The 22,728-nt window shown below is 37.3% G+C and carries 21 protein-coding genes and 1 other annotated feature (1 of these 22 cut by a window edge); of the genes, 20 read left to right on the top strand and 1 reads right to left on the bottom strand.

Annotated features, from left to right (window positions below; genetic code table 11):
- Nucleotides 1-92: a binding site (T-box leader), on the top strand; it begins 116 nt to the left of the window's first position.
- Between the two features lie 152 nt (nt 93-244).
- The 14 genes from BCR24_RS16905 to BCR24_RS11340 all read left to right on the top strand — a co-directional run bounded on the left by BCR24_RS16905 (nt 245) and on the right by BCR24_RS11340 (nt 16,239).
- Nucleotides 245-388, top strand: coding sequence for a hypothetical protein (locus tag BCR24_RS16905; protein WP_167351678.1), 144 nt, complete (start codon nt 245-247; stop codon nt 386-388).
- A 233-nt stretch (nt 389-621) separates the two neighbouring features.
- Nucleotides 622-1,920 carry a histidine--tRNA ligase gene (gene hisS / locus BCR24_RS11280; protein WP_069640623.1) on the top strand — a complete coding sequence of 433 codons (1,299 nt, stop codon included), beginning with the start codon at nt 622-624 and terminating at the stop codon, nt 1,918-1,920.
- A 33-nt stretch (nt 1,921-1,953) separates the two neighbouring features.
- Nucleotides 1,954-3,723: an aspartate--tRNA ligase gene (gene aspS / locus BCR24_RS11285; RefSeq protein ID WP_069640624.1), complete on the top strand. Its 1,770-nt coding sequence runs from the start codon at nt 1,954-1,956 to the stop codon at nt 3,721-3,723.
- 147 nt (nt 3,724-3,870) lie between these two features.
- Entirely contained in the window at nt 3,871-4,797 is a 927-nt protein-coding gene (locus BCR24_RS11290; RefSeq protein ID WP_069640625.1) for a WD40/YVTN/BNR-like repeat-containing protein, read from the top strand.
- Entirely contained in the window at nt 4,787-5,656 is an 870-nt protein-coding gene (locus BCR24_RS11295; protein ID WP_069640626.1) for a hypothetical protein, read from the top strand. The genes BCR24_RS11290 and BCR24_RS11295 overlap by 11 nt, the downstream gene beginning before the upstream one ends.
- Before the next feature lie 364 nt (nt 5,657-6,020).
- The gene (locus BCR24_RS11300; RefSeq protein WP_069640627.1) at nt 6,021-6,818 is read left to right on the top strand and encodes an ankyrin repeat domain-containing protein; all 798 of its coding nucleotides are present in this window, start codon (nt 6,021-6,023) and stop codon (nt 6,816-6,818) included.
- A gap of 135 nt (nt 6,819-6,953) precedes the next feature.
- Nucleotides 6,954-7,829: a YitT family protein gene (locus BCR24_RS11305; protein ID WP_069640628.1), complete on the top strand. Its 876-nt coding sequence runs from the start codon at nt 6,954-6,956 to the stop codon at nt 7,827-7,829.
- A 332-nt stretch (nt 7,830-8,161) separates the two neighbouring features.
- Nucleotides 8,162-9,199 (top strand): sugar-binding transcriptional regulator, encoded by a 1,038-nt coding sequence (locus BCR24_RS11310; RefSeq protein WP_069640629.1) that lies wholly within the window; start codon nt 8,162-8,164, stop codon nt 9,197-9,199.
- 39 nt (nt 9,200-9,238) lie between these two features.
- Complete coding sequence (gene gap, locus BCR24_RS11315; protein ID WP_025872307.1) at nt 9,239-10,240, top strand: type I glyceraldehyde-3-phosphate dehydrogenase; 1,002 nt, start codon at nt 9,239-9,241, stop codon at nt 10,238-10,240.
- A 137-nt stretch (nt 10,241-10,377) separates the two neighbouring features.
- Nucleotides 10,378-11,568, top strand: coding sequence for a phosphoglycerate kinase (locus tag BCR24_RS11320; protein ID WP_069640630.1), 1,191 nt, complete (start codon nt 10,378-10,380; stop codon nt 11,566-11,568).
- A gap of 115 nt (nt 11,569-11,683) precedes the next feature.
- Entirely contained in the window at nt 11,684-12,439 is a 756-nt protein-coding gene (gene tpiA / locus BCR24_RS11325; RefSeq protein ID WP_069640631.1) for a triose-phosphate isomerase, read from the top strand.
- A gap of 158 nt (nt 12,440-12,597) precedes the next feature.
- Nucleotides 12,598-13,896 carry a phosphopyruvate hydratase gene (gene eno, locus BCR24_RS11330; RefSeq protein ID WP_010771434.1) on the top strand — a complete coding sequence of 433 codons (1,299 nt, stop codon included), beginning with the start codon at nt 12,598-12,600 and terminating at the stop codon, nt 13,894-13,896.
- Between the two features lie 177 nt (nt 13,897-14,073).
- Complete coding sequence (locus tag BCR24_RS11335; protein ID WP_069640632.1) at nt 14,074-14,793, top strand: hypothetical protein; 720 nt, start codon at nt 14,074-14,076, stop codon at nt 14,791-14,793.
- A gap of 60 nt (nt 14,794-14,853) precedes the next feature.
- On the top strand, nt 14,854-16,239 hold the full coding sequence (locus BCR24_RS11340) for an aldehyde dehydrogenase family protein (RefSeq protein ID WP_069640633.1): 1,386 nt from the start codon (nt 14,854-14,856) through the stop codon (nt 16,237-16,239).
- A gap of 97 nt (nt 16,240-16,336) precedes the next feature.
- On the opposite strand, the gene BCR24_RS11345 is transcribed toward BCR24_RS11340, so the two are convergent.
- Nucleotides 16,337-16,816: a DUF3955 domain-containing protein gene (locus tag BCR24_RS11345; protein ID WP_069640634.1), complete on the bottom strand. Its 480-nt coding sequence runs from the start codon at nt 16,814-16,816 to the stop codon at nt 16,337-16,339.
- A 320-nt stretch (nt 16,817-17,136) separates the two neighbouring features.
- On the opposite strand from BCR24_RS11345, the gene BCR24_RS11350 reads away from it, so the two are divergent.
- The 6 genes from BCR24_RS11350 to BCR24_RS11375 all read left to right on the top strand — a co-directional run bounded on the left by BCR24_RS11350 (nt 17,137) and on the right by BCR24_RS11375 (nt 22,699).
- On the top strand, nt 17,137-17,844 hold the full coding sequence (locus BCR24_RS11350) for a DUF975 family protein (protein ID WP_069640635.1): 708 nt from the start codon (nt 17,137-17,139) through the stop codon (nt 17,842-17,844).
- A 211-nt stretch (nt 17,845-18,055) separates the two neighbouring features.
- Nucleotides 18,056-19,012, top strand: coding sequence for a DUF4822 domain-containing protein (locus BCR24_RS11355; RefSeq protein ID WP_069640636.1), 957 nt, complete (start codon nt 18,056-18,058; stop codon nt 19,010-19,012).
- Between the two features lie 66 nt (nt 19,013-19,078).
- The gene (locus BCR24_RS11360; RefSeq protein ID WP_069640637.1) at nt 19,079-20,551 is read left to right on the top strand and encodes a sensor histidine kinase; all 1,473 of its coding nucleotides are present in this window, start codon (nt 19,079-19,081) and stop codon (nt 20,549-20,551) included.
- Nucleotides 20,552-21,253: a response regulator transcription factor gene (locus BCR24_RS11365; RefSeq protein ID WP_069640638.1), complete on the top strand. Its 702-nt coding sequence runs from the start codon at nt 20,552-20,554 to the stop codon at nt 21,251-21,253.
- A 24-nt stretch (nt 21,254-21,277) separates the two neighbouring features.
- Nucleotides 21,278-22,324, top strand: coding sequence for a hypothetical protein (locus BCR24_RS11370; RefSeq protein WP_069640639.1), 1,047 nt, complete (start codon nt 21,278-21,280; stop codon nt 22,322-22,324).
- Between the two features lie 96 nt (nt 22,325-22,420).
- Nucleotides 22,421-22,699 (top strand): SHOCT domain-containing protein, encoded by a 279-nt coding sequence (locus BCR24_RS11375; protein WP_069640640.1) that lies wholly within the window; start codon nt 22,421-22,423, stop codon nt 22,697-22,699.
- The last annotated feature ends 29 nt before the right edge of the window (nt 22,700-22,728 follow it).

Genomic DNA, 22,728 nt, shown 5'->3' on the forward strand with positions numbered 1-22,728 from the left:
AAGCCGTTCCGTTACGAGCGTTAATCGTTAGAGGAAAGAGCAATCTTTCGAACTTAGGTGGTACCGCGTGTGTCTATTCACTCGCCCTTGTATTTATACAAGGGCGATTTTTTGTTGTGAATCACCCCGATTGGCTCTGCCAGAGTGGATGATGAACAATACTTGGCGAACGAAGTGAGCGAAGTTACCATACTAGAGAATCACCCAATTCCTGAGACAGAAGAAGTGCAGACGATAGTTTGATTTGATTATTAGGTCCGAAAGTACCCCGATTGGCTCTGCCAGAGTGGATGATGAACAATACTTGGCGAACGAAGTGAGCGAAGTTACCATACTAGAGAATCACCCAATTCCTGAGACAGAAGAAGAAGTGCAGACGATAGTTTGATTTGATTATTAGGTCCGAAAGTACCCCGATTGGCTCTGCCAGAGTGGATGATGAACAATACTTGGCGAGCGAAGTGAGCGAAGTTACCATACTAGAGAATCACCCAAAGCCATGATCCAAACCAACAGCTGAACAATCGTTAAAAAATTCAATCAGCTCTAAAGTGAATTCAAACCAACCAACCTTTACCAAAATAAAGTACAAACAATGAACAATAACTAGGAGATGAAACAATGAGTTATCAAAAACCAAAAGGAACCAATGACTTATTACCGGGAACGTCAGAAAAGTGGCAATTTGTTGAAGAAACAGCTCGTTTGATTTTTCGTGACTATCAGTATGAAGAAATCCGTACCCCTATTTTTGAACATTACGAAGTAATTTCTCGCAGTGTAGGGGATACGACAGATATTGTTTCAAAAGAAATGTATGATTTTTACGATAAAGGCGATCGTCATGTGACATTGCGTCCAGAAGGAACAGCCCCGATCGTTCGTTCTTTTGTCGAAAATAAATTGTTCGGACCTGAATTTTCGAAACCTTATAAAACCTACTATATGGGACCAATGTTTCGCTATGAGCGCCCACAAGCAGGACGTTTGAGACAATTTCACCAAATCGGTGCTGAAGCTTTTGGCAGTGTGAACCCAGCGGTGGATGTTGAAAGTATGGCGATGGCCTTAGACTTTTTCAAACAATTAGGAATCAATCAAATTCGTTTAGTGATCAACACTTTAGGAGATAAAGAGACAAGAGCTGCATATCGCCAAGCATTGATCGACTATTTAGAACCAAAAGTAGCTAAATTAAGCGAAGATTCAAAACGTCGTTTACATGAAAATCCTTTACGTGTGTTAGACAGTAAAGATAAAAAAGATCAAGCAATCGTAGCTGATGCACCATCGATTTTGGATTATTTAAGCTCGGAGTCAAAAGAACATTTTGACACTGTCAAAACGATGCTGAACGAATTGAATATTCCATTTGAAGTGGATAGCAATATGGTAAGAGGATTAGATTATTACACAAACACAATTTTCGAAGTGATGAGTGAAGCACCAGGTATGGGCGCACAAGCGACGATTTGCGCTGGTGGTCGTTATGATGGATTAGTTGAGGAACTTGGTGGACCAACAACACCTGGCTTTGGGTTTGCAATGGGCATTGAACGTGTCTTGATTACGATGGAAGCAGAAGGCGTTGCGGTTCCAGTGATCAATGAAATCGATGCTTATGTTGTTGGAATCGGTGAGCAAACAAATGTAGAAACACTAAAACTGGTTCAAGCAATTCGTAATTTTGGCTTTTCAGCTGATCGTGATTTTATGGATCGAAAAGCAAAAGCTCAATTTAAAACAGCGGCTAAATTAAATGCTAAACTTGCTCTGACTTTAGGTGAAACTGAATTAGCTGAAGGCATTGTAAATGTAAAATCAATGGCTAGCCGTCAGGAAAAAGCATTCCCACTATCAGATATTTATGAACGATTCGATGAAATCTATGATGAAATGATGACAGTGATGTTTGATTAAATAAAAGTAAAAAATGAAGAGGAGTAATCATCAATGGCAAAAAGAACAGTATACTGCGGAGAAGTTTCAGCAGATTTAGTAGGACAGATCATCACATTAAAAGGCTGGGTGCAAAAGCGCCGTGATTTAGGAGGGGTCATTTTTATCGATTTACGTGACCGTGAAGGAATCGCTCAAGTCGTTTTTAACCCTGCGCATTCAAAAGAAGCATGGGAAATTGCAGACAAATGTCGTAGTGAGTATGTGATCGAAATTACAGGCGAGCTGACTTATCGCGACAAAGAAGCGGTCAACCCTAAAATGAAAACAGGCGAATTTGAAATAATGGCAACAGATATCACAATTTTGAATACAGCTAAAACACCACCGTTTTTAATTGAAGATGAAAATAATGTCGGCGATGAAATTCGTATGAAATATCGTTATCTAGATTTACGTCGTCCAAAAATGACAGCAAATTTAAAATTACGTCATGAAATAACGAAATCGATCCGTCATTATCTAGACAATACCGATTTTATCGATATTGAAACACCTTATTTTGGTAAATCAACACCAGAAGGGGCACGCGATTATTTAGTTCCTTCACGAGTTCATGCAGGTCATTTTTATGCATTGCCGCAATCACCACAAATTTTTAAACAATTATTAATGAATGCTGGTTTTGATCGATATTATCAAATTGTTCGTTGCTTCCGTGATGAAGATCTACGTGGTGACCGTCAACCTGAATTTACTCAAATCGATATGGAAACAACGTTCTTAACACCAGAAGAAATCCAAACGATGACAGAAGAAATGTTAGCGAAAGTGATGCGTGATACAAAAGGGATCGAAGTAACAGTACCTTTCCCTCGTATCAGCTACGATGAAGCAATGGCACGTTATGGAAGTGATAAACCAGATACACGTTTTGAGATGGAATTGATCGATATCGCAGATGTCGTAAAAGATGTTGACTTCAAAGTGTTCCAAATGGCTTTAGAAAATGGTGGACAAGTCAAAGCGCTAAATGCTAAAGGGGCGGCCGATAAATATTCAAGAAAAGATATGGATAATTTAGGTACGTATGTTAGCCAATTTGGTGCCAAAGGTTTAGCTTGGTTAAAAGTTGAAGAAGATGGACTAAAAGGACCGATTGCGAAATTCTTGACAGAAGTTTCTGATGATTTGATCAAAGCAACGAATGCAGAAGTTGGTGATATCTTAATGTTTGGAGCGGATAAACCAGAAGTGGTTGCAGCAGCTTTAGGGGCGATTCGTTCTCGATTAGGGAAAGAATTAGGCTTGATTGATGAGTCTAAATTCAACTTCTTATGGGTCGTTGATTGGCCATTGTTTGAATATGACGAAGAAGCTGGCCGCTATGTTTCTGCTCACCATCCATTCACGCAGCCAAAAGAATCTGATATCGAATTACTTTCGACAAATCCAGCAAAAGTCTATGCCGAAGCTTATGATATTGTCTTGAATGGTTATGAGCTAGGTGGAGGTTCATTACGGATCCACAAGCGCGACCTGCAAGAAAAAATGTTTGAAACTTTAGGCTTTACGAAAGAATCCGCACAAGAGCAATTTGGGTTTTTATTGGATGCTTTAGATTATGGATTCCCTCCACACGGTGGAATTGCTTTAGGATTAGACCGTTTAGTGATGTTATTAGCTGGCGAAAATAATATCCGTGAAGTAATTGCTTTCCCTAAAAATGGAAAAGCTGCAGACCCAATGACAAATGCGCCAAGCGTGGTGTCACCATTACAATTATTTGAATTAAACATTGATGTAACAGCAATCGATGAATAACGATTGACTTAGTCAAGATAAAACAAGTTTTCAGTAAACTACGTTAGTTTATTGGAAACTTTTTTTACGTTTTTATCAACAAACAAAATAGTCCTTTCAATAAAAAGGCTGTTCCTCTATACTTTAACTAGTAGACGGATTAAAGGGGTGAGTAAATTGAAGAACAAGAATCGGGCGTTTTTTTTGACTATTATTGTTGTATTATCGAGTTTTACAGCATTATTTTTTTACGTGAGCAGACCAACAAGTATTGAAACATATAATAAGGAAATCAACGAGCTAGAAGACGCAATACAAAGCGAGAAAAAAGAGGAAGCGGAGCCGCCAAAAGAGCCAACGCAAAAACAGACGGATGTATTAATCAAGGGTGAAAAGGTATATGTTACGTATGATTCGGGCGAGAATTGGGTAGAAGTTCCTGAGCGTTTAGAAGAGATTCAATTTGGTGAGTATACCCCTTCTTATGAGAACGGTTTGATGGAGCAAAGCTATTTTATAACAAAAGAAAATACGTCATTCCTCTATGAAAATCTAGGCTTAAAGCTTCTTCAAACGGTCGATCAAGGAAAAACATGGCAAAAATATGATATTTCCCAAGAAAATGCAGGTATTCGTTTTCGAAAAATCGCTTTTTTAAGTAAGGATTTTGGCTATGTGATTTATTCTGGGGGTCGCGTTGTTCGTCAAGAAGGAACGGTAGCGTATTTGACACAAGATGGTGGAAAAACGTGGGAGGAGACCGCAGGTATCGATCAAACGTCATTAATCCAAGACGGCGGTTTTATTGATGAAAGAACAGGCTTCTTATCTTTTGGAACAGCAGCACCTAATCTACGCATTACGAAAGATGGAGGAGCTAGCTGGCAAGCTGCGACAATTCAGGTGCCTGAAAAGTATAAAGCTATTTTTTTAGTCGCTGAAATGCCCTATAAAGTTGGAGAACAATTAGAGGTTTTACTAAATCAAGGAGAAGTCGGTGATTATCAAGGTGGTTTAGTAAAAGGAAAATTTATTTCAAAAGATAATGGAGAAAATTGGGTATTTGATCGTGAGGTAGAACCAGATGGAGAGTAAAAAAAGAATAAAAAAAATTAGTGGGATCATCTTTTTGATTTTGACTATATTGTGTCTGCTGTTTTTAGGCGGTTTTGTACTTGTGTCTTCGAAAGGGATCGAATTAATAAGTGATTGGTTTTTGCTTGCTGCAATAATAGGTAGTTTTCTATTTTTAGGTTTGACGCTATTATGTCTAATGGATCTGGATAAAAAAAGAAAAATCTATATAATTTTGCTCCAAATTGCGGCAATCATCACAGTGAGTGCTCTTTTCAGTTTTGTAAAGCCGAAAGAAAAAGCGATAATAAGTCTTTCACCTGATGCAAAACATGTTTTTTTAGTCAAAGAAACGAGTGACGATCAAGGAGTGTATTACTTCAATAATTACTACCTGATTTTAGCTCGCTTAAAAGAAAAACTCCCTACTAATGGGATCACTGATTATCGCTTAACTTGGCTAACCAATGAGACGTGTGTACTGACTTATCGTTCAAAAGATCAAGCGGTCCATCAATATATTGGAACCTACGGTGGACGAAAGATAGCCTATTCTTACGTTTTATCAGCTCTGATAGGTGTTTGGGAATCGAAAGATGGAGATACCAGTCTAACATCTAGTGCTTCTGAAGGAATTGTTATCCAAGAGGTTGGGGAGAGAGAAAAATATTCATTCGAACAAACCGTGCAATTTGGTACAACAGCATTGACGATAAACGATGATACGAATGCGCGTTGGTCGATTAGTTTAGATTCAGAAAACAAGTATGATGAATATGGGGATATCGTCCAAAATGCTCAGACAAAAATTATTTTATTAAAAGCAGGATTTGATGACCCACAAAAAATCGAGCTATATTTTAAGCGATCAAGTGAATAAAAAATGGGGAGTACTGCATCTAGGCATTGCTCCTTTTTTCAGCTCAGGTGAAACTGTAGAAATCAATGAAAGGGTTCAACTTTTGAATTTTAGTAGTAGCAAATTATCAGTATCACTAATACTCATAATAATACCTTAGTCAAACGCTTTATGATTAATAGCTCTCATTTATATCAAGACTCAAAACCTGACCTATAATGCTGCGTTAGCCTCACAGCTTTCAACTGCGGCTCTAATTGAACACTTGATTGCTTTTTGTTTCAACAAGGGATAAGTCCATTTCATTCTGAGTACGAAGAGTGTTTATAGTTTGTTTATATTTATGTTCTATACTAAATATAAACACTGCTAAAGGAGAATAATCATGAATAAGAAAAAAATTTTGTTAGAGATAGCATTGCTCGCTTCATTTTTACTTATTTTTTCAGCCTGCCACTCTAAAAAAAATGATACAAATCACTCAATAAAGGAGAGTACAAGCATGACTACGGATAAAAATAATACCAAGCAATCAAATGAATCCAAAGAATCAAACACAATGAACACAGTAAAAGCAGCTAGCCAATCATTTCCAGCCGGTACATTAATACAGGCTGTAAATAATAATGATTTTGCACAAGTCCAAGCCATACTAGTAGATGAAAACTATTCGATCGATGAAGTCAATGCACAAGGTGAAACACCTCTTTTGATCGCAACACATCAAAACTTCATCGGAATCGCAAAACAGTTGATTGATGCGGGAGCCGATATTAACGTGCAAGATCATATTTCGGATAGTCCATACCTTTATGCAGGAGCCCAAGGAAAAACCGAAATTCTGACTTGTATGCTAGAAAAACAAGTACCAAATCAGCAAAAAGTGAATCGTTTCGGAGGAAATGCACTGATTCCAGCGGCTGAAAAAGGACATCTTGAAAATGTGAAGCTATTATTAAAAGATGGCCGAGTAGCAATCAATCATCAAAATAATTACGGGTATACAGCCTTGATAGAAGCTGTTGCATTGAGAGATGGTTCTGAAATCTATCAACAAATCGTTGACGTTTTATTGGAAAGTGGAGCTGACAAAACGTTGAAAGATAATACTGGACGGACAGCTGAGGATTATGCTAGAAGTTTAGGCTACACTGAGATGTTGAATAGCCTAAATGCCTATTGAAATCGAATTATTTAGAGGCTTGATCATTGCGATGATTAAGTATTTTCTGCTATTCTGAAGATTGTCCTTTTTTTCCGAACCCAAAGCACGTATAATGAGAACCAAATGAATCAAATAAAGTGAGGCTGCTCCTACATGAAAAAATTCTTTGAAAGTTTACCCGTCCATGATTACACGACCAAACTTTCCGTGTCGATTGTCTATGCAATCTTGGCATCGGTTGCGATGAACTTCTTTTATCAACCAGGAAATATCTATTCCAGCGGGATTACTGGACTTGCGCAAATATTAACGACTTTATCTACGAATATTGTTGGGTTTAAAGTGCCGGTCTCGATCACATTATATGCGTTGAATATTCCGTTATTTTTTGTTGCTTGGCGTAAAATCGGGAAAAAATTTACAATTTTCACCTTTTTGACGGTGACTCTAACTTCAATCTTTATGCAGATCGTACCGCAAACAAGTTTGTCTAATGATCCAATTATCTGTGCAATTTTCGGTGGTGCAGTGATGGGTTCTGGTATTGGTTTTGCGTTGAAAAATGGTCTTTCTTCGGGGGGGTTGGATATTTTTAGTATCACGATTCGTAAGAAAACTGGACGTTCTGTGGGGTCGATTTCAATGTATTTTAATGGGCTGATTATCTTTGTTGCAGGTTATTTATTTGGTTGGCAGTATATGTTTTACAGCGCATTGTCGATTTTTGTGAGTGGGAAAGTGACAGATGCTGTTTATACGAAGCAAAAGAAAATGCAAGTCATGATCATTACCAAAAATCCAGATGCTGTGATCGATGGAATCCAACAAAAAATGAGACGAGGAATCACAATCATTCATGAAGCAGAAGGTGCGTATCGTCATGATAAACAGACATTATTGTTAACGGTTGTGACTCGTTTTGAATTGCCATCATTGGAAGCTGCGATGAAAGAGTCTGATCCGTCTGCTTTTGTGAGTATTTCGGATAATGTCAAAATTCTTGGTCGTTTTTATGAAGAGGATTTATAATGTGTAATAGGAAGCTAAAAAATCCAGCATAATAGCTGGATTTTCTTATTCGCTTTGAATTTTTTAACAAGAATTTTAAAATACAAGTGATTCAAAAGAGGCATCTTGCATAATGAATTTCAAAGAGGAGATAGCGAATTTCAAAAAATAATCTCTTTTTCTTGAAAAAAGCAATGAAAACTGTTAGACTATGTGTATAAGATTGAGGGACGCTTTTAAGACTGTTAAAGAATTTAACATTGAAAAAGAAGAACGCCAATCCTATTTTTTTAAAGTTCATAGGTCGTTTTAAGTCTTACTTGGACGTTTTTAGACCAACGAAGGAGCGCATCATGCTAGATGAATTAAAAATGATTGAAGCAGTTGCTCCAGATTTGCTCGATGTAATGCAGGAAAGGTTTCATATTCTTCGTAATATTTACTGGATGCAGCCTATTGGACGCAGAAGTCTATCTGATAGTATGGGGATCACAGAACGGGTTTTGAGAACTGAAACCGATTTTCTGAAAAACTTACAACTGATAGAAACTTCTAAAAGTGGAATGACATTAACTGAAAAAGGCTTAGGAGTTTATCAAGGATTAGAGACAGTAATGAATCAACTACTCGGTATGCATCAAGTCGAAAAAGAAATCAGCCAATATTTTGGGATCAAGCGTTGTATCGTTGTAGCAGGCAATAGTGACAATCAGGAGAAAGTACTTTATGAATTTGGCGATATTTTGACCGATTCTTTGGATCTACTCTTACCTGATGGTGATAATATCGTTGCCGTTATGGGTGGCACGACCATGGCCTTGACCGCAGAACATATGGGGACCCTAGAAACGGAAAAACGACATATTTTGTTTGTTCCAGCTAGAGGCGGCATCGGTGAAGCAATGACCGTTCAAGCCAATTCAGTAAGTGCTGTAATGGCAAGTCGAACTGGCGGTCACCATAGAGCATTATATGTTCCAGAGCAATTGAGTCTTGAAACGTATAACTCGCTGCTGCAAGAACCATCGATCCAAGAAGTATTAACACTGATCGAACAAAGCAATTGTGTTGTTCATAGTATTGGACGCGCGTTGCATATGGCAGCACGCCGTAAAATGTCAGATGAAGAAATGGTCATGTTAAAGCAAAATAATGCTGTAGCAGAATCTTTCGGGTATTTCTTTGATGAAGAGGGCGAAGTCGTTTATAAAATCCCTCGCATCGGACTTCAGCTTAAGGATGTACAAAAAATACCAAATGTCGTTGCGATTGCAGGCGGCAAGACAAAAGCCAAAGCAATTCGGGCATATATGAAAAACGCACCAAAACAAACGTGGCTCATCACAGATGAAGCTGCCGCAAATGAGATTTTAAAAGGGGTAACCCTTTAAAATAAAAAATTTTTGATTTTCATAAGGAGGAAATCTTTAATGACAGTTAAAGTAGGTATTAATGGATTTGGACGTATCGGACGCTTAGCATTCCGTCGTATCCAAGATGTAGCAGGAATCGAAGTAGTAGCAATCAATGATTTAACAGATGCTAAAATGTTGGCTCACTTGTTAAAATATGACACAACTCAAGGACGTTTCAACGGAACTGTTGAAGTTCATGATGGATCTTTCAACGTTAACGGTAAAGAAGTTAAAGTTCTTGCTAACCGCAACCCAGAAGAATTACCATGGGGCGACTTAGGCGTAGATATCGTTCTTGAATGTACTGGATTCTTCACTTCAAAAGAAAAAGCTGAATTACACTTAAAAGCTGGTGCTAAACGTGTTGTTATCTCTGCTCCAGGCGGAAATGACGTACCAACAATCGTTTACAACACTAACCACGATATCTTAACAGGTAAAGAAACAGTTATCTCAGGTGCTTCATGTACGACTAACTGTTTAGCTCCTATGGCTAAAGCTTTACAAGATAACTTTGGTGTGGTTGAAGGTCTTATGACTACGATCCACGCTTACACAGGTGACCAAATGACTCTTGATGGACCTCACCCAGGTGGAGACTTCCGTCGTGCACGCGCTGCAGCAGAAAACATCGTACCTAACACTACTGGTGCTGCTAAAGCAATCGGTCTAGTTATCCCTGAATTAAACGGTAAATTAGACGGAGCTGCTCAACGTGTTCCTGTAGCAACTGGTTCATTAACTGAATTAGTAACTGTTCTTGACAAAAAAGTAACAGTTGAAGAAGTAAACGAAGTGATGGCTAAAGCTGCTAACGAATCTTACGGATATAACGAAGATCAAATCGTATCTTCTGATATCGTAGGTATGACTTTCGGTTCATTATTCGATGCTACTCAAACTAAAGTAATGACTGTTGGTGATCAACAATTAGTGAAAACTGTTGCTTGGTATGACAACGAAATGTCTTATACTGCACAATTAGTTCGTACTTTAGAGTACTTCGCTAACCTATAAGATCAATTCTTATCATTAGTGAAATTTGAACAACTGTGAAATAATAAGCGGGGAAGCAACGCGCTTCCCCGCTTATTTTATAAGTTCAAGAAAAATCATTCTTTTCAAAATCCAAAAATAGATAGGAGTACCTTTTAATGGCTAAAAAGACTATCAAAGATGTAGACTTAAAAGACAAAAAAGTTCTTGTACGTGTTGACTTCAACGTGCCTTTGAAAGATGGCGTGATTACAAATGATAACCGTATCGTAGCAGCACTTCCAACAATTAAATACGTGATCGACAATGGCGGGAAAGCAATTTTATTCTCTCACTTAGGTCGTGTTAAGACAGAAGAAGACAAAGCTGGCAAATCACTAAAACCAGTAGCAGAACGCTTAGGCGAATTATTGGGTAAACCAGTAACATTCGTTCCTGAAACACGTGGTGCTGAATTAGAAACAGCTGTTAACAACATGAAAGACGGCGACGTTTTAGTGTTTGAAAACACTCGTTTTGAAGATATCGACGGTAAAAAAGAAAGCGGAAATGACGCTGAATTAGGTAAATACTGGGCTTCTTTAGGCGATGTATTTGTTAATGATGCATTTGGTACGGCTCACCGTGCACACGCTTCTAATGTAGGGATTGCGTCAACTGGTATCCCAACAGTTGCTGGATTCTTAATGGAAAAAGAAATCAAATTCGTTGGTGAAGCAGTAACTGCACCAAAACGTCCATTTGTAGCAATTTTAGGTGGCGCAAAAGTTTCTGACAAAATCGGTGTTATCGAAAACTTGATCTCTAAAGCAGATAAAATCCTTATCGGTGGTGGAATGACTTATACATTCTACAAAGCCAAAGGTATGAACATCGGTAACTCTTTAGTTGAAGAAGATAAAGTAGCATTAGCAAAAGAATTAATCGAAAAAGCAGGCGATAAATTAATCTTGCCAATCGATTCAATCACGGCTGCAGAATTCTCAAACGATGTACCAACAGAAGAACATAGTGGTGATGTTCCTGATGGACAAATGGGACTTGACATTGGACCTGAAACAATTGCTTTATTTGCCCAAGCATTAGAAGGTGCAAAAACAGTTGTTTGGAATGGACCAATGGGCGTATTCGAAATGAGCAACTTTGCCAAAGGAACAATCGGTGTTTGTGAAGCAATTGCTAACTTGGCGGATGCAACAACAATCATTGGCGGTGGAGACTCTGCTGCTGCAGCTATTCAATTAGGCTTTGCGGATAAATTCACGCACATCTCAACTGGTGGGGGCGCAAGCTTAGAATTATTAGAAGGTAAAGAATTACCTGGTCTAGCAGCAATCAACGACAAATAGAAAAAGTTGAACAAGTTATTTATCCATTAATGACGATAGGTCTAGCTTGTGAAACGGGCTGGATAAAACTATTTCACCCATAATTTACCATAAAAAGAAAAGGATGTGCTTTTCCATGCGTAAACCAATTATCGCTGGTAACTGGAAAATGAACAAAACTGCTTCAGAAGCGAAAGCTTTTGCAGAAGCAGTAAAAACAAAAATTCCTGCCAATAGTGCTGTTGATTCAGTAATCGGTTCTCCTGCTTTATTCTTACAAGAATTAGTAGAAGCGGCTAAAGGAACTGAATTAAAAATCTCTGCACAAAACTGTTACTGGGAAAACTCAGGTGCCTTCACTGGTGAAACATCTCCAGCAGCACTTGCTGATCTAGGTGTTGACTATGTAATCATCGGTCACTCTGAACGTCGTGAGTACTTCCACGAAACAGACGAAGACATCAACAAGAAAGCCAAAGCAATCTTTGCAAACAACATGACACCAATCTTTTGTTGTGGTGAATCTTTAGAAACATACGAAGCAGGCAAAACTGCTGAATGGATTGAAGGCCAAATCACAAAAGGCTTAGTTGATTTATCTAATGAGCAAGTATCTTCAATGGTTATTGCTTACGAACCAATCTGGGCCATCGGAACTGGTAAATCTGCTGATGCGAATATCGCTGATGAAATTTGTGGCGTTGTTCGTGCAACAGTTGAAAAATTATACGGCAAAGAAGTATCAGAAGCTGTACGTATCCAATACGGCGGTTCTGTAAAACCTGAAAACATTGCTGAATATATGGCAAAAGAAAACGTTGATGGTGCTTTAGTTGGCGGAGCGAGTCTTGAAGCTGACTCTTTCTTAGCTTTACTTGATGCTGTTAAATAATCACGTCTTATAACAATATACGCAATTAATCAAAGATTCATTGAATATTCTATGAATTATGCAAAAAATGTTTGCATAGCACACGGTTATTCACTACAATCATAATTAAGGGAATCGAATCCCCTTAGTATAAAACAAACTCAAAGGAGAGACAAAACATGTCAATTATTACTGATGTTTACGCACGCGAAGTCTTAGACTCACGCGGTAACCCAACAATCGAAGTAGAAGTATACACTGAAAGCGGTGCTTTTGGTCGTGGAATGGTTCCATCTGGTGCTTCAACTGGTGAATACGAAGCGGTTGAATTACGTGATGGCGACAAAGCTCGTTACTTAGGTAAAGGGGTTGTTAAAGCAGTTGACAACGTAAATAACATCATCGCTGAAGCAATTATTGGCTACGATGTACGTGACCAAATGGCTATTGATAAAGCAATGATCGATTTAGATGGAACTCCTAACAAAGGTAAATTAGGCGCAAACGCTATTCTTGGTGTTTCAATCGCTGTAGCCCGTGCTGCTGCTGATTACCTAGAAGTACCTTTATACCACTACTTAGGCGGATTCAATACTAAAGTATTGCCAACTCCAATGATGAACATCATCAATGGCGGATCTCATGCTGATAACAGTATCGACTTCCAAGAATTCATGATCATGCCTGTAGGCGCTCCTACATTCAAAGAAGCTTTACGCTACGGTGCTGAAGTATTCCACGCGTTAGCTGGAATCTTAAAAGCGCGCGGTTTAGCTACTTCTGTAGGTGACGAAGGTGGTTTCGCTCCTAACCTTGGTTCTAACGAAGAAGGTTTTGAAGTAATCATCGAAGCAATCGAAAAAGCTGGCTATGTACCTGGTAAAGATATCGTTCTTGCGATGGATGCTGCTTCTTCTGAATTCTACGACAAAGAAAAAGGTGTTTACGTTTTAGCTGATTCAGGCGAAGGCGAAAAAACAACTGAAGAAATGATCGCATTCTACGAAGAATTATGTGCGAAATACCCAATCATCTCAATCGAAGATGGATTAGATGAAAATGACTGGGATGGTTTCAAAAAATTAACAGTTGCTTTAGGCGACAAAGTTCAATTAGTTGGTGATGATTTGTTCGTTACAAACACAACTAAATTAGCTGAAGGTATTGAAAAAGGAATCGCGAACTCAATCCTAATCAAAGTAAACCAAATCGGTACTTTAACTGAAACATTTGAAGCAATCGAAATGGCTAAAGAAGCTGGCTATACTGCAGTTGTATCTCACCGTTCAGGTGAAACAGAAGATTCAACAATCTCTGATATCGCTGTTGCAACAAACGCTGGCCAAATCAAAACTGGTTCATTAAGCCGTACAGACCGTATTGCCAAATACAACCAATTATTAAGAATTGAAGATCAATTAGGCGAAGTTGCTGAATACAAAGGCTTGAAATCTTTCTACAACCTAAAAAACAAATAATTTTAACTGATCATAAAGCAAAAAGGGACAATTGATCGTCAGATCTTTTCTCCTTATACTCCTACGTAAAACCTCCTTTTGTTTAGGCAAGAGGAGGTTTTTTATATATATTTAATAAACCCGTATACTCAGTTATACTGAATAGAGCAAAATATTTTTTTAAGGAGATGAGGAAAAATGAAAGAAATAGGTAGGGTGGTTTCCTTATGTTGGGCTTCAATCGTTTTAGCTTCATGCAATTCCCCAAAAGTGCCAATAGAGGATTCACAAAAAGGAATTGATGAAAGCTTAATACAAAGATTAGCTGGCTCATGGGTAGCAAATAATTATGATTACGGTAGCTATGAAATTGTTTATGATGAAAAAAAGTTGATATTCAATTCAGAGAAACTAGAAATCGAGTACACTGAAGATAGTAGAGTGTTTACACATCAAGTAAAAGATAAAACATTTCATTACATATTTGAAGTAAACGAAGAGGAAATTATTGTTTATCCTAAATATGAAGTCAAACAAAGTGGGGATGAACTAGTATCAGGTGGAGATTTAGCGCCAATTGAGTTGAAAAAGACTCGAACAATATCTCAAGAAAGCATTTTAGGCCGATGGAAGTCTACAGAACCAGACTTTCCAGCATTTATTCAAATAAACGCTACTTTTGATCCTAATAAAGTGGAGTTACTAATTGCAAAAACTGAAAGCTTAGAGAATAGTGAAGCAATCCCATTGACCTTCGAAACTGGAGAAACTGAGTTGATTTACTTAAACAAGGATAAGACGCTTAGATATAGCTTTTCTTATTATAAAGAAACGCAACTGATTCTGAGTTCTTCGACAAATAAGAATGGTGCAAAAGGCACAGCGCGATCATGGATTTTAGAAAGACGTGTTGATTGATAAAATTATTCAAAAGAAAAAATCGATGTTATACTAAAAAGAAAAATAGGAGGATATGCTATGAATCAATCAGATCTTCAAGCAATAATGCAAAAACAACGTGCTTTTTTTAATTCAAACCAAACTAAATCAATTTCTTTCAGAAAAGAAAAGCTTGAACAACTACTAACAACTATACAAAAACACGAAGAAGATTTTTATTGGGCTTTTGAAAAAGATTTAAAAAAACCTAAAGCAGAAGTTTATGCAACGGAGTTAGGGTTAGTTCTTTCTGCCATCAAAGATATGCTGAAAAATCTTGATAAATGGACGAAGCCGGTCAATAAACCCAGAGCGATTTCCTCTTTACTGAACAAGAATACAGTTTTTCTAGAACCATTTGGAACCGTTTATATCATCGGTCCGTTTAATTATCCGCTTCAATTGACCTTAGTTCCTTTAATCGGTGCACTTGCGGCGGGCAATTGCGCGCTCGTAAAACCATCGTCAAAAACGCCGAATGTTGCTGCAGTGATTGGTGCTGTTATTGGTGAAACCTTCGACGAAGAGTATGTCAAGATGCTTTCCCCACATTCAATTGATAATGCTTCAGTGTTAAAAGAACGGATGGATTTCATTTTCTTCACAGGTAGCGCCAAAGTCGGGAAAATTGTAATGGAAGCTGCAGCAAAACAGTTGACACCAGTTGTCTTAGAACTTGGTGGTAAGAGCCCGGCAATCGTTACAGAGCAGGCCGATATCGAGTTAGCTGCTGAACGAATTATTTGGAGTAAGCTATTGAATACAGGCCAAACATGTATTGCTACAGATTATGTTTTAGTTGATGAAAAAGTTAAAAATCAACTAATTATCGCTTTAAAAGAAAAAATCATTGAGTTTTATGGATCAAATATACAAGCCAATAATGATTATGGTCGGATTGTTCAGGGACCTGCAATTGACAAGTTTATTCAGCTGATTGAGGAAAATCAAGATGTACTAATCTACGGTGGAGAGTATGATCGTGCTACAAGGTTTGTCGCGCCAAGTTTATTCGATATTGACTTAAGCCGAGAGAATAGTCTGATGAAAGAAGAGTTATTCGGTCCTCTATTACCGATTTGTGCATATCAACAATTGGATGAAGCAATCACGTTTGTCAAAGAAGGGGAAAAGCCATTAGCGGTTTATTTATTTTCAGATGATAGGGATGTTCAAAAACGAATTTTATCTGAACTTTCATTTGGTGGTGGTGGAATCAACCAAACGATCCTTCATGTGGCCAATGATGATCTACCTTTTGGTGGAGTAGGGGCATCGGGAATGGGGAATTATCATGGAAAATACAGTATTGAGACTTTTTCGCACAAAAAATCAATTGTTTACGGTAGAAAAGACACCATGGCAAAACTAATTTATCCACCATATAATCAGAAAAAATTCGATTGGTTGAAACGTTTATTATAAAATGAAGAATTCCAACGATCACTATTGACTAACAATAAGCCTCAAAAAGCACAGTTTGAAAATAATTGTGCTTTTTGAGGGTTATGAGGATCAATAACTATTTTTTGTTTCGAATGCTATCAATGATAAATCGGATACCTGTAACTAAAAATACAATTAGTCCAGCTATAATGAATAAGAAACCTATAGGTAAAAGATAAAAATTTTCATGTAAAATACCTGAAGTATCGATATATTCTACTGAATTTGTTTTGATGAAAATACAAGCGCAGCCAAAGAGTAATAGAAAGGCACCAATCAATGTTGTGATCATGTTTAATTTTGCTTGTCTTGTTTTGCTGCCATCTTTGATTAGTTTCTCGGTCATATTATTCACATTATTTTCTCCTAGAATCAATTCATCAAGTGAAATATGAAATATGCTAGAAATTAGAATTAGTAATTCAAGATCTGGAAGATTGCGGTTATTTTCCCAGTTTGATACGGCTTGTCTAGTTACATTTAAGCGGATTGCAAATTTTTCTTGTGTCAGTTGATTTTTTGTTCTTAGTTCTTTGATTTTATCTCCAAATTCCATAGTATTAATTCCTTTCATTGATGTATCTTAAGCTTAAGAAAATAGCGCAGTATATTCAAGAAAGCATTACTTGCAGGCGGGTATGTAGGGGACAGGGCTTCTTGCTTGAGCCATTTATCGTAGTTGAATTATAGCATCCCTTAATGATAAATAAAAATTAGATTCTCTTATCAAATAAACAAGTTATGAAGGATCGATTACGTCAAAATAATATATTTAATGAAAAATTGGTTAGTATGACGAATGAAAGTGGGCGTATGTTTTTTTCAATACTGATTTATTTGTTATACTGATTGTACTAAATAGAAAGGAGGATATTTATGAAAACAAGTGCTGAATTAAAAAATGAAGCAAAAGCAGTCTTACGTGGGCGCTGGAAAGATAGCGTGTTGATGTGCCTAGTTCCAACCTTGATTTCGATTGCAATTGGGTTAATTTTGTTTTTCTTACTGCTTATCCCTGCAATTACATTCTTTCAAAATAATCCGGATTTATTAAACAATACCGCAAGCTATGAAGGGAATTCTGGAGGCGGAGGCGGTAGTTTTGTTGGAGGAATTTTAGGTGCGATATTTAGTGCCGGTATTTCTTGGACTTTTCTTGATCTTATAAGAGGTAAAAAACAAGAAATACGTCCATTCTCAGATGTATTTCGTGGTTTTGCAGGCCCTGTAGTCTTAGGCTTGATCGGTCTTTACGTATTAATGGTGATTTTTATTTCTTTATGGTTACTGTTATTGGTTATTCCAGGAATTATTAAAGGTTATTCTTATTCGCAGGCTTATTTTGTTTATTATGATGCGTATGAAGAAAATGGCGTGCGTCCAGGTTTGCTAAAATCTATCACACGTAGTAGACAACTGATGAAAGGCTATAAAGGTCAGTTATTCTTATTGGATTTGAGTTTTATAGGATGGCACATCTTAGCTATTTTAACGTTTGGGATCGGTTATCTATGGTTAACACCTTACATCTCAGCAACCAAAGCGGCTTTTTATGAAAATTTACTAAAAACAACAACAGTTTAAAACAATGAATGTTTAAAGTTGGGATAGAAGAAGCTATATTTTCTCCCACCATTTATTCGGATTTCTTGAGGATGTGCTATCACTCTTAGAGTGGTGGCGCATCTTCTTTTTTATTGTTTATAATTTGTTTATACTCTTGTTAGAGCCTGTTTACAACTATTACTTATAATAAGGTATGCGGTAAGAAATCACACGAAGGAGGAACAATATTATGAACACAAAAAAAATTATGATAGGTATATCAAGTTTAGTCTTATTACTAGCAGGTTGTAGCGTAGGGACAGAAGAATCAATCGGAACCAAAGCAACTGAACAGAAACAAACAGAACAAACCAATCCCCAAAAAAATAATGAAGGGGATAAGCAAACAGAAATTTTAGGGAACACGAATTGGCAAGGAACCAAAGTCTACGATCAAGAAAATAATGATCTAACGACAGAAAATGCTAACTTTATCGGTTTAGCAAAATATGATAGCGAAACAGGACGTTATGAATTTTTCGATGCACAAACGGGTGTAAGTCGTGGGGATCGTGGCACTTTTTTTATTACAAATGATGGAACAAAACGAATTTTGATTTCAGAAACGATGAACTATCAAGCAATTGTCGAACTTACTGAACTTACAAATAAAAAATTCACGTACACAAGAAAAGGGAAAGACAAAGCAGGAAATGAAGTAGATGTTTTTGTTGAACATATACCGTATAATGAAAGCGAGCTGACTTTCACAGAAAAAGAAAAGCCTTTAGAGACAACAACTGGAACCATCAACACTAAAAAAGACGGTGCTGAATTATTAAGCCAAACGTTATGGAACGGAACGAAAGTTCTTGATGAAGCTGGTAACGATGTAAGTGACTATAATAAAAATTTTATTAGCTTAGCAAAATTTGCGGCTGACACAAACAAATACGAATTTTTCAATTTAGAAACAGGCGTTAGCCGAGGTGATTTTGGTTATTTCGATGTTCTAAATCATAACAAAATCCGTGCCCACGTATCGATTGGTCAAAATAAATATGGGGCGGCTTTAGAATTAACAGAATTAAACAATAAAAAATTTACTTACAAGCGTTTGGGCAAAGATCAAGCGGGCGAGGACATCACAGTCTTTGTAGAGCATACACCCTATGAGGGTGAATTTACGCCAGAATTTAGTTTTTAAAAAACTGAGAACAAGTAGTCAAGAACGGAATAGCTACCACTAAAAAATGAAGTAAGGGAGAAAAAAATGACAATAAAAAAACGATTTCTCATCTCATATATTGGTGGCATAGCAATTGCTTTTCTTTCACTCTTTTCAATTATTTGTATTGTTTTTTATGTAACAACTGGAAAGATTCCTAGTCCAGCAACCTTGTACAAAACATTTACCCAACAACGTTCACTGAGTCCAGAAGAGGAATTAGCTTATATCAAACTGCGCAGTATAGCGAAATCAGATCCGGGTCAATTATTAAACCCTCGTAGCGAATTAAAAGAGACGATCAGCCAGTTTGAAAGTGACGCGTTAGGTGTGGTTATTCGCAAGCAAGCAGAGATTGCGTATTACTCAAAAGAGCTAGTAGAAAAATCATTGATCGTTCACTTTCCCAGCTTTGATGCAAATAATATTGAAACCAGAGGGACGATCGACAATGCTGGGCGCTTATATCGTTATATGAAGTTTGATTTCTATTTTGATAATCAAGTTCCTGGCAGTTTGTTGGTTTTAAAGAAAGAAAATAATTTTCTTGAATTCATGACCAAGTGGGGGTTGCTGATCATTGTCACTATCGTGATTGTAGCTGTTGGCGGATTGCTCTTTTTAAATCATTTACTCAAAAAAACAATCATTAGACCGCTGGAAAAGCTCGGTGCTGGGATGTCTGAAATAAGTGATGGACATTTAGAAAATGGAATGATCATTTCTCAAAAGCAAACGGCAATGGAAGTGAAACAACTGACTTCTGATTTTGAAAAGATGCGTACAGCCTTGGTTCATTCAACGCAAGAACAAGCGAAACTTGAAAATAATCGTAAAGAACTTGTTGCGAGTATCTCTCATGATTTGAAAACACCGATCACATCGATCATTGGATATGTGGAAGGCTTACTAGATGGGGTGGCAGATTCACCTGAAAAACAAGCGAAATATTTACAGACGATTCATAAAAAAGCACTCTCGCTAAACGAATTGATCGAAGCTCTGTTTCTTTATTCAAAACTTGATGCTGCAGCACTTTCGTTTCATTTTGAGCGAATCAATAGTCAAGCGTTTTTAGAACATATCATGGAAGAATTTCAGTTACAAAACACTCATGTTACGCTTCAATTAACGAGTTCACAACCAGTCAGCTATGTGTCAGCAGATCGAATGCAGCTGAACCGTGTTTTTATCAATTTACTTGAAAACAGTTTGAAGTTTAAGGCAATTGATCGTCCTTTAACGATTCAAATCGATGTTTCAGAAAAATCAGGTATGATCGAAATTCGTCTAGCTGATAATGGACAAGGGATTTCAGCAGAGCAATTGCCTTTTGTGTTTGATCATTTCTATCGTGGACAAGAAGCACGACCAACAAATACTGGTGGCAGCGGCTTAGGTCTAGCAATCGTCAAACAGATTATTGAGAAGCATGATGGACACGTTATGATCGAAAGTTCGCCAAATGTTGGAACGACTGTGACAATCCTATTAAAAAAGCTTGAGGAGGACAGCTGAATGTCAAATGAAGTATCACGTGTTTTATTGATCGAAGATGATGTGAGTATTGCGGAATTACAAAAAGATTATCTAGAAATCAATCGTATCGAAGCTGAGATTGCTAATGATGGACTGATTGGGTTAAATCGAGCCCTAAATGAACCATTTGATTTGATCGTGATCGATATTATGTTGCCTTCAATGGATGGCTTTGAGATTTGTCGCAGGATTCGGGAGCAGAAAAATATTCCTTTAATGATTGTTTCAGCGAAAAAAGAAGATATCGATAAAGTCAGAGGATTAGGATTAGGTGCAGATGATTATATGACCAAGCCGTTTAGTCCAAGTGAATTAGTCGCCCGCGTGCAAGCTCATATCAAACGCTATCAACAATTGACTCGCTCTGATCAAATCAACGATATCATAGAAAGGGGGCAGATCATGATTGATAAACAGGCTCGTCGTGTATTTGTCCTAGGAAAAGAGATTCTTTTTCCTACAAAAGAATTTGATTTATTACTCTTTTTTATGGAACACCCAAATCGAGTTTGGATGAAAGAACAACTATTTCGACAAGTTTGGGAGCTAGATGAGTTGGATAGTGATATTTATACTGTTGTGGTACATGTTGGACGGATCAGAGAGAAACTGAAAAAAGGGAAGTTATCAGAAATTCCGATAGAAACAATTTGGGGTAGTGGTTATCGTTTTAATGCTTAAAACTAAATAAAAAGGAGAAACGCTATGAAAAAAAGTCATCTACTCGTTGTCCTTTTTCTTGGCAGTATAATCGGACTTGTTGGCTGTAAACCAGATCAGAAAAAGGCTACAGAGCAATCTAGCGCAGCCTCCAGACCAGCACTTTTTACTCCGTCTTCATCCGAGCCTATTGCTTCAAGTGAAGACGTAAAGGAGCAAAAAGAGAATGAACTGAGTTTTGAAGGCACATCGTACAACTATGATGTCGTCACTGGAGCGACTCAAACAACATTTGGCTCAAATCCAAAACCACTTTATACATACGAAGAAAAATTAAAGCAAATGTTTTGGTCAAATCAACCGCCTTTAGGATTGATGACAGGAAATTATTATACAAATGAAGGCTATTTTGATGTAGGCAATAAAGGGATCGTGGAAATCATTACCGATGATACAAGTAAAATCATCAATGTTGAATTTAATGAGTACGGAGCAGAAAATTATTATGAGTCAAAGTATTCTGGCGCGAACAAACGTCTGTCTGACTATGCTTTTTTCCAAGCCCAAAATCCAAGAACAGATTCAACCTTAGTAACGGTCGTTAATGGTATCACATTTGTAGAAAAACAAATGCGGGAAGAAAATCGGATCGTTGGCAATTTTGAAACGGTAAGAGGCTCATCAACCACTGCTAGACAAGGCTTGATGACGATTGCTGCAGAATTAGAAGAAGACATCAAGCAACCGTCAAAGACAAAATATATTGGCTATGCCGAAGATTTTGGCAATGGATTGATCGGTAGATTACAGTTGACTGTGACAGGTGGGAAAATTGATAGCGCCCGTTACGATGAATACTTTGCGGATCAACCTGAAAAAATCAGTGAGGATCAATTGAAGCAGTATTATCGACAGTCAAAATATTTTTCATTGACTTACAATGAAGCAACGAATGATGATTTTATTCGTTTTGCGGATGCCTTGACCAAATCGATTGTTGATAAACAGACGTTAGCAATCGATACACATGAATTAACACAACATCCCTCATTTTCAAACTATCAAAAGTTGAGTGAACAGATAGATCTTTAAGCGCATCAAACAACTAAATGAGACAGCGATTTTTTTGACACACTTTTGACATATTTTTCTTCTATACTGAGTAAAAATCAGTGAGGAGTGATTATTATGGGCTATTGTTCAAATGTTTTCAGCGGAAGTCGAGGAATGATGAGAGGTGGGATGTTTGGTATGGGGTTTCTTTGGTGGATCGTGCTGGCTATCGTGATTATTGGTGTAGTTTATTTTTTAAGAAATCGATCAAATCAACAAACGATGTCAAGTCCATCAACGTATCAAGACACAACCAGTCAAGCCTCTCACTTTTCGGTGTTGGATGAAGAATTTGCAAAAGGAAATCTTACAGAAGAAGAGTATTTGCACAAGAAAGAAGTATTAAAAAAATAGAAAAAGCCGAAAAGCTGCGAATCAATATG

Origin of the sequence: Enterococcus ureilyticus (assembly GCF_001730315.1) — a bacterium.
Classification (GTDB): Bacteria; Bacillota; Bacilli; order Lactobacillales; family Enterococcaceae; genus Enterococcus_L; species Enterococcus_L ureilyticus.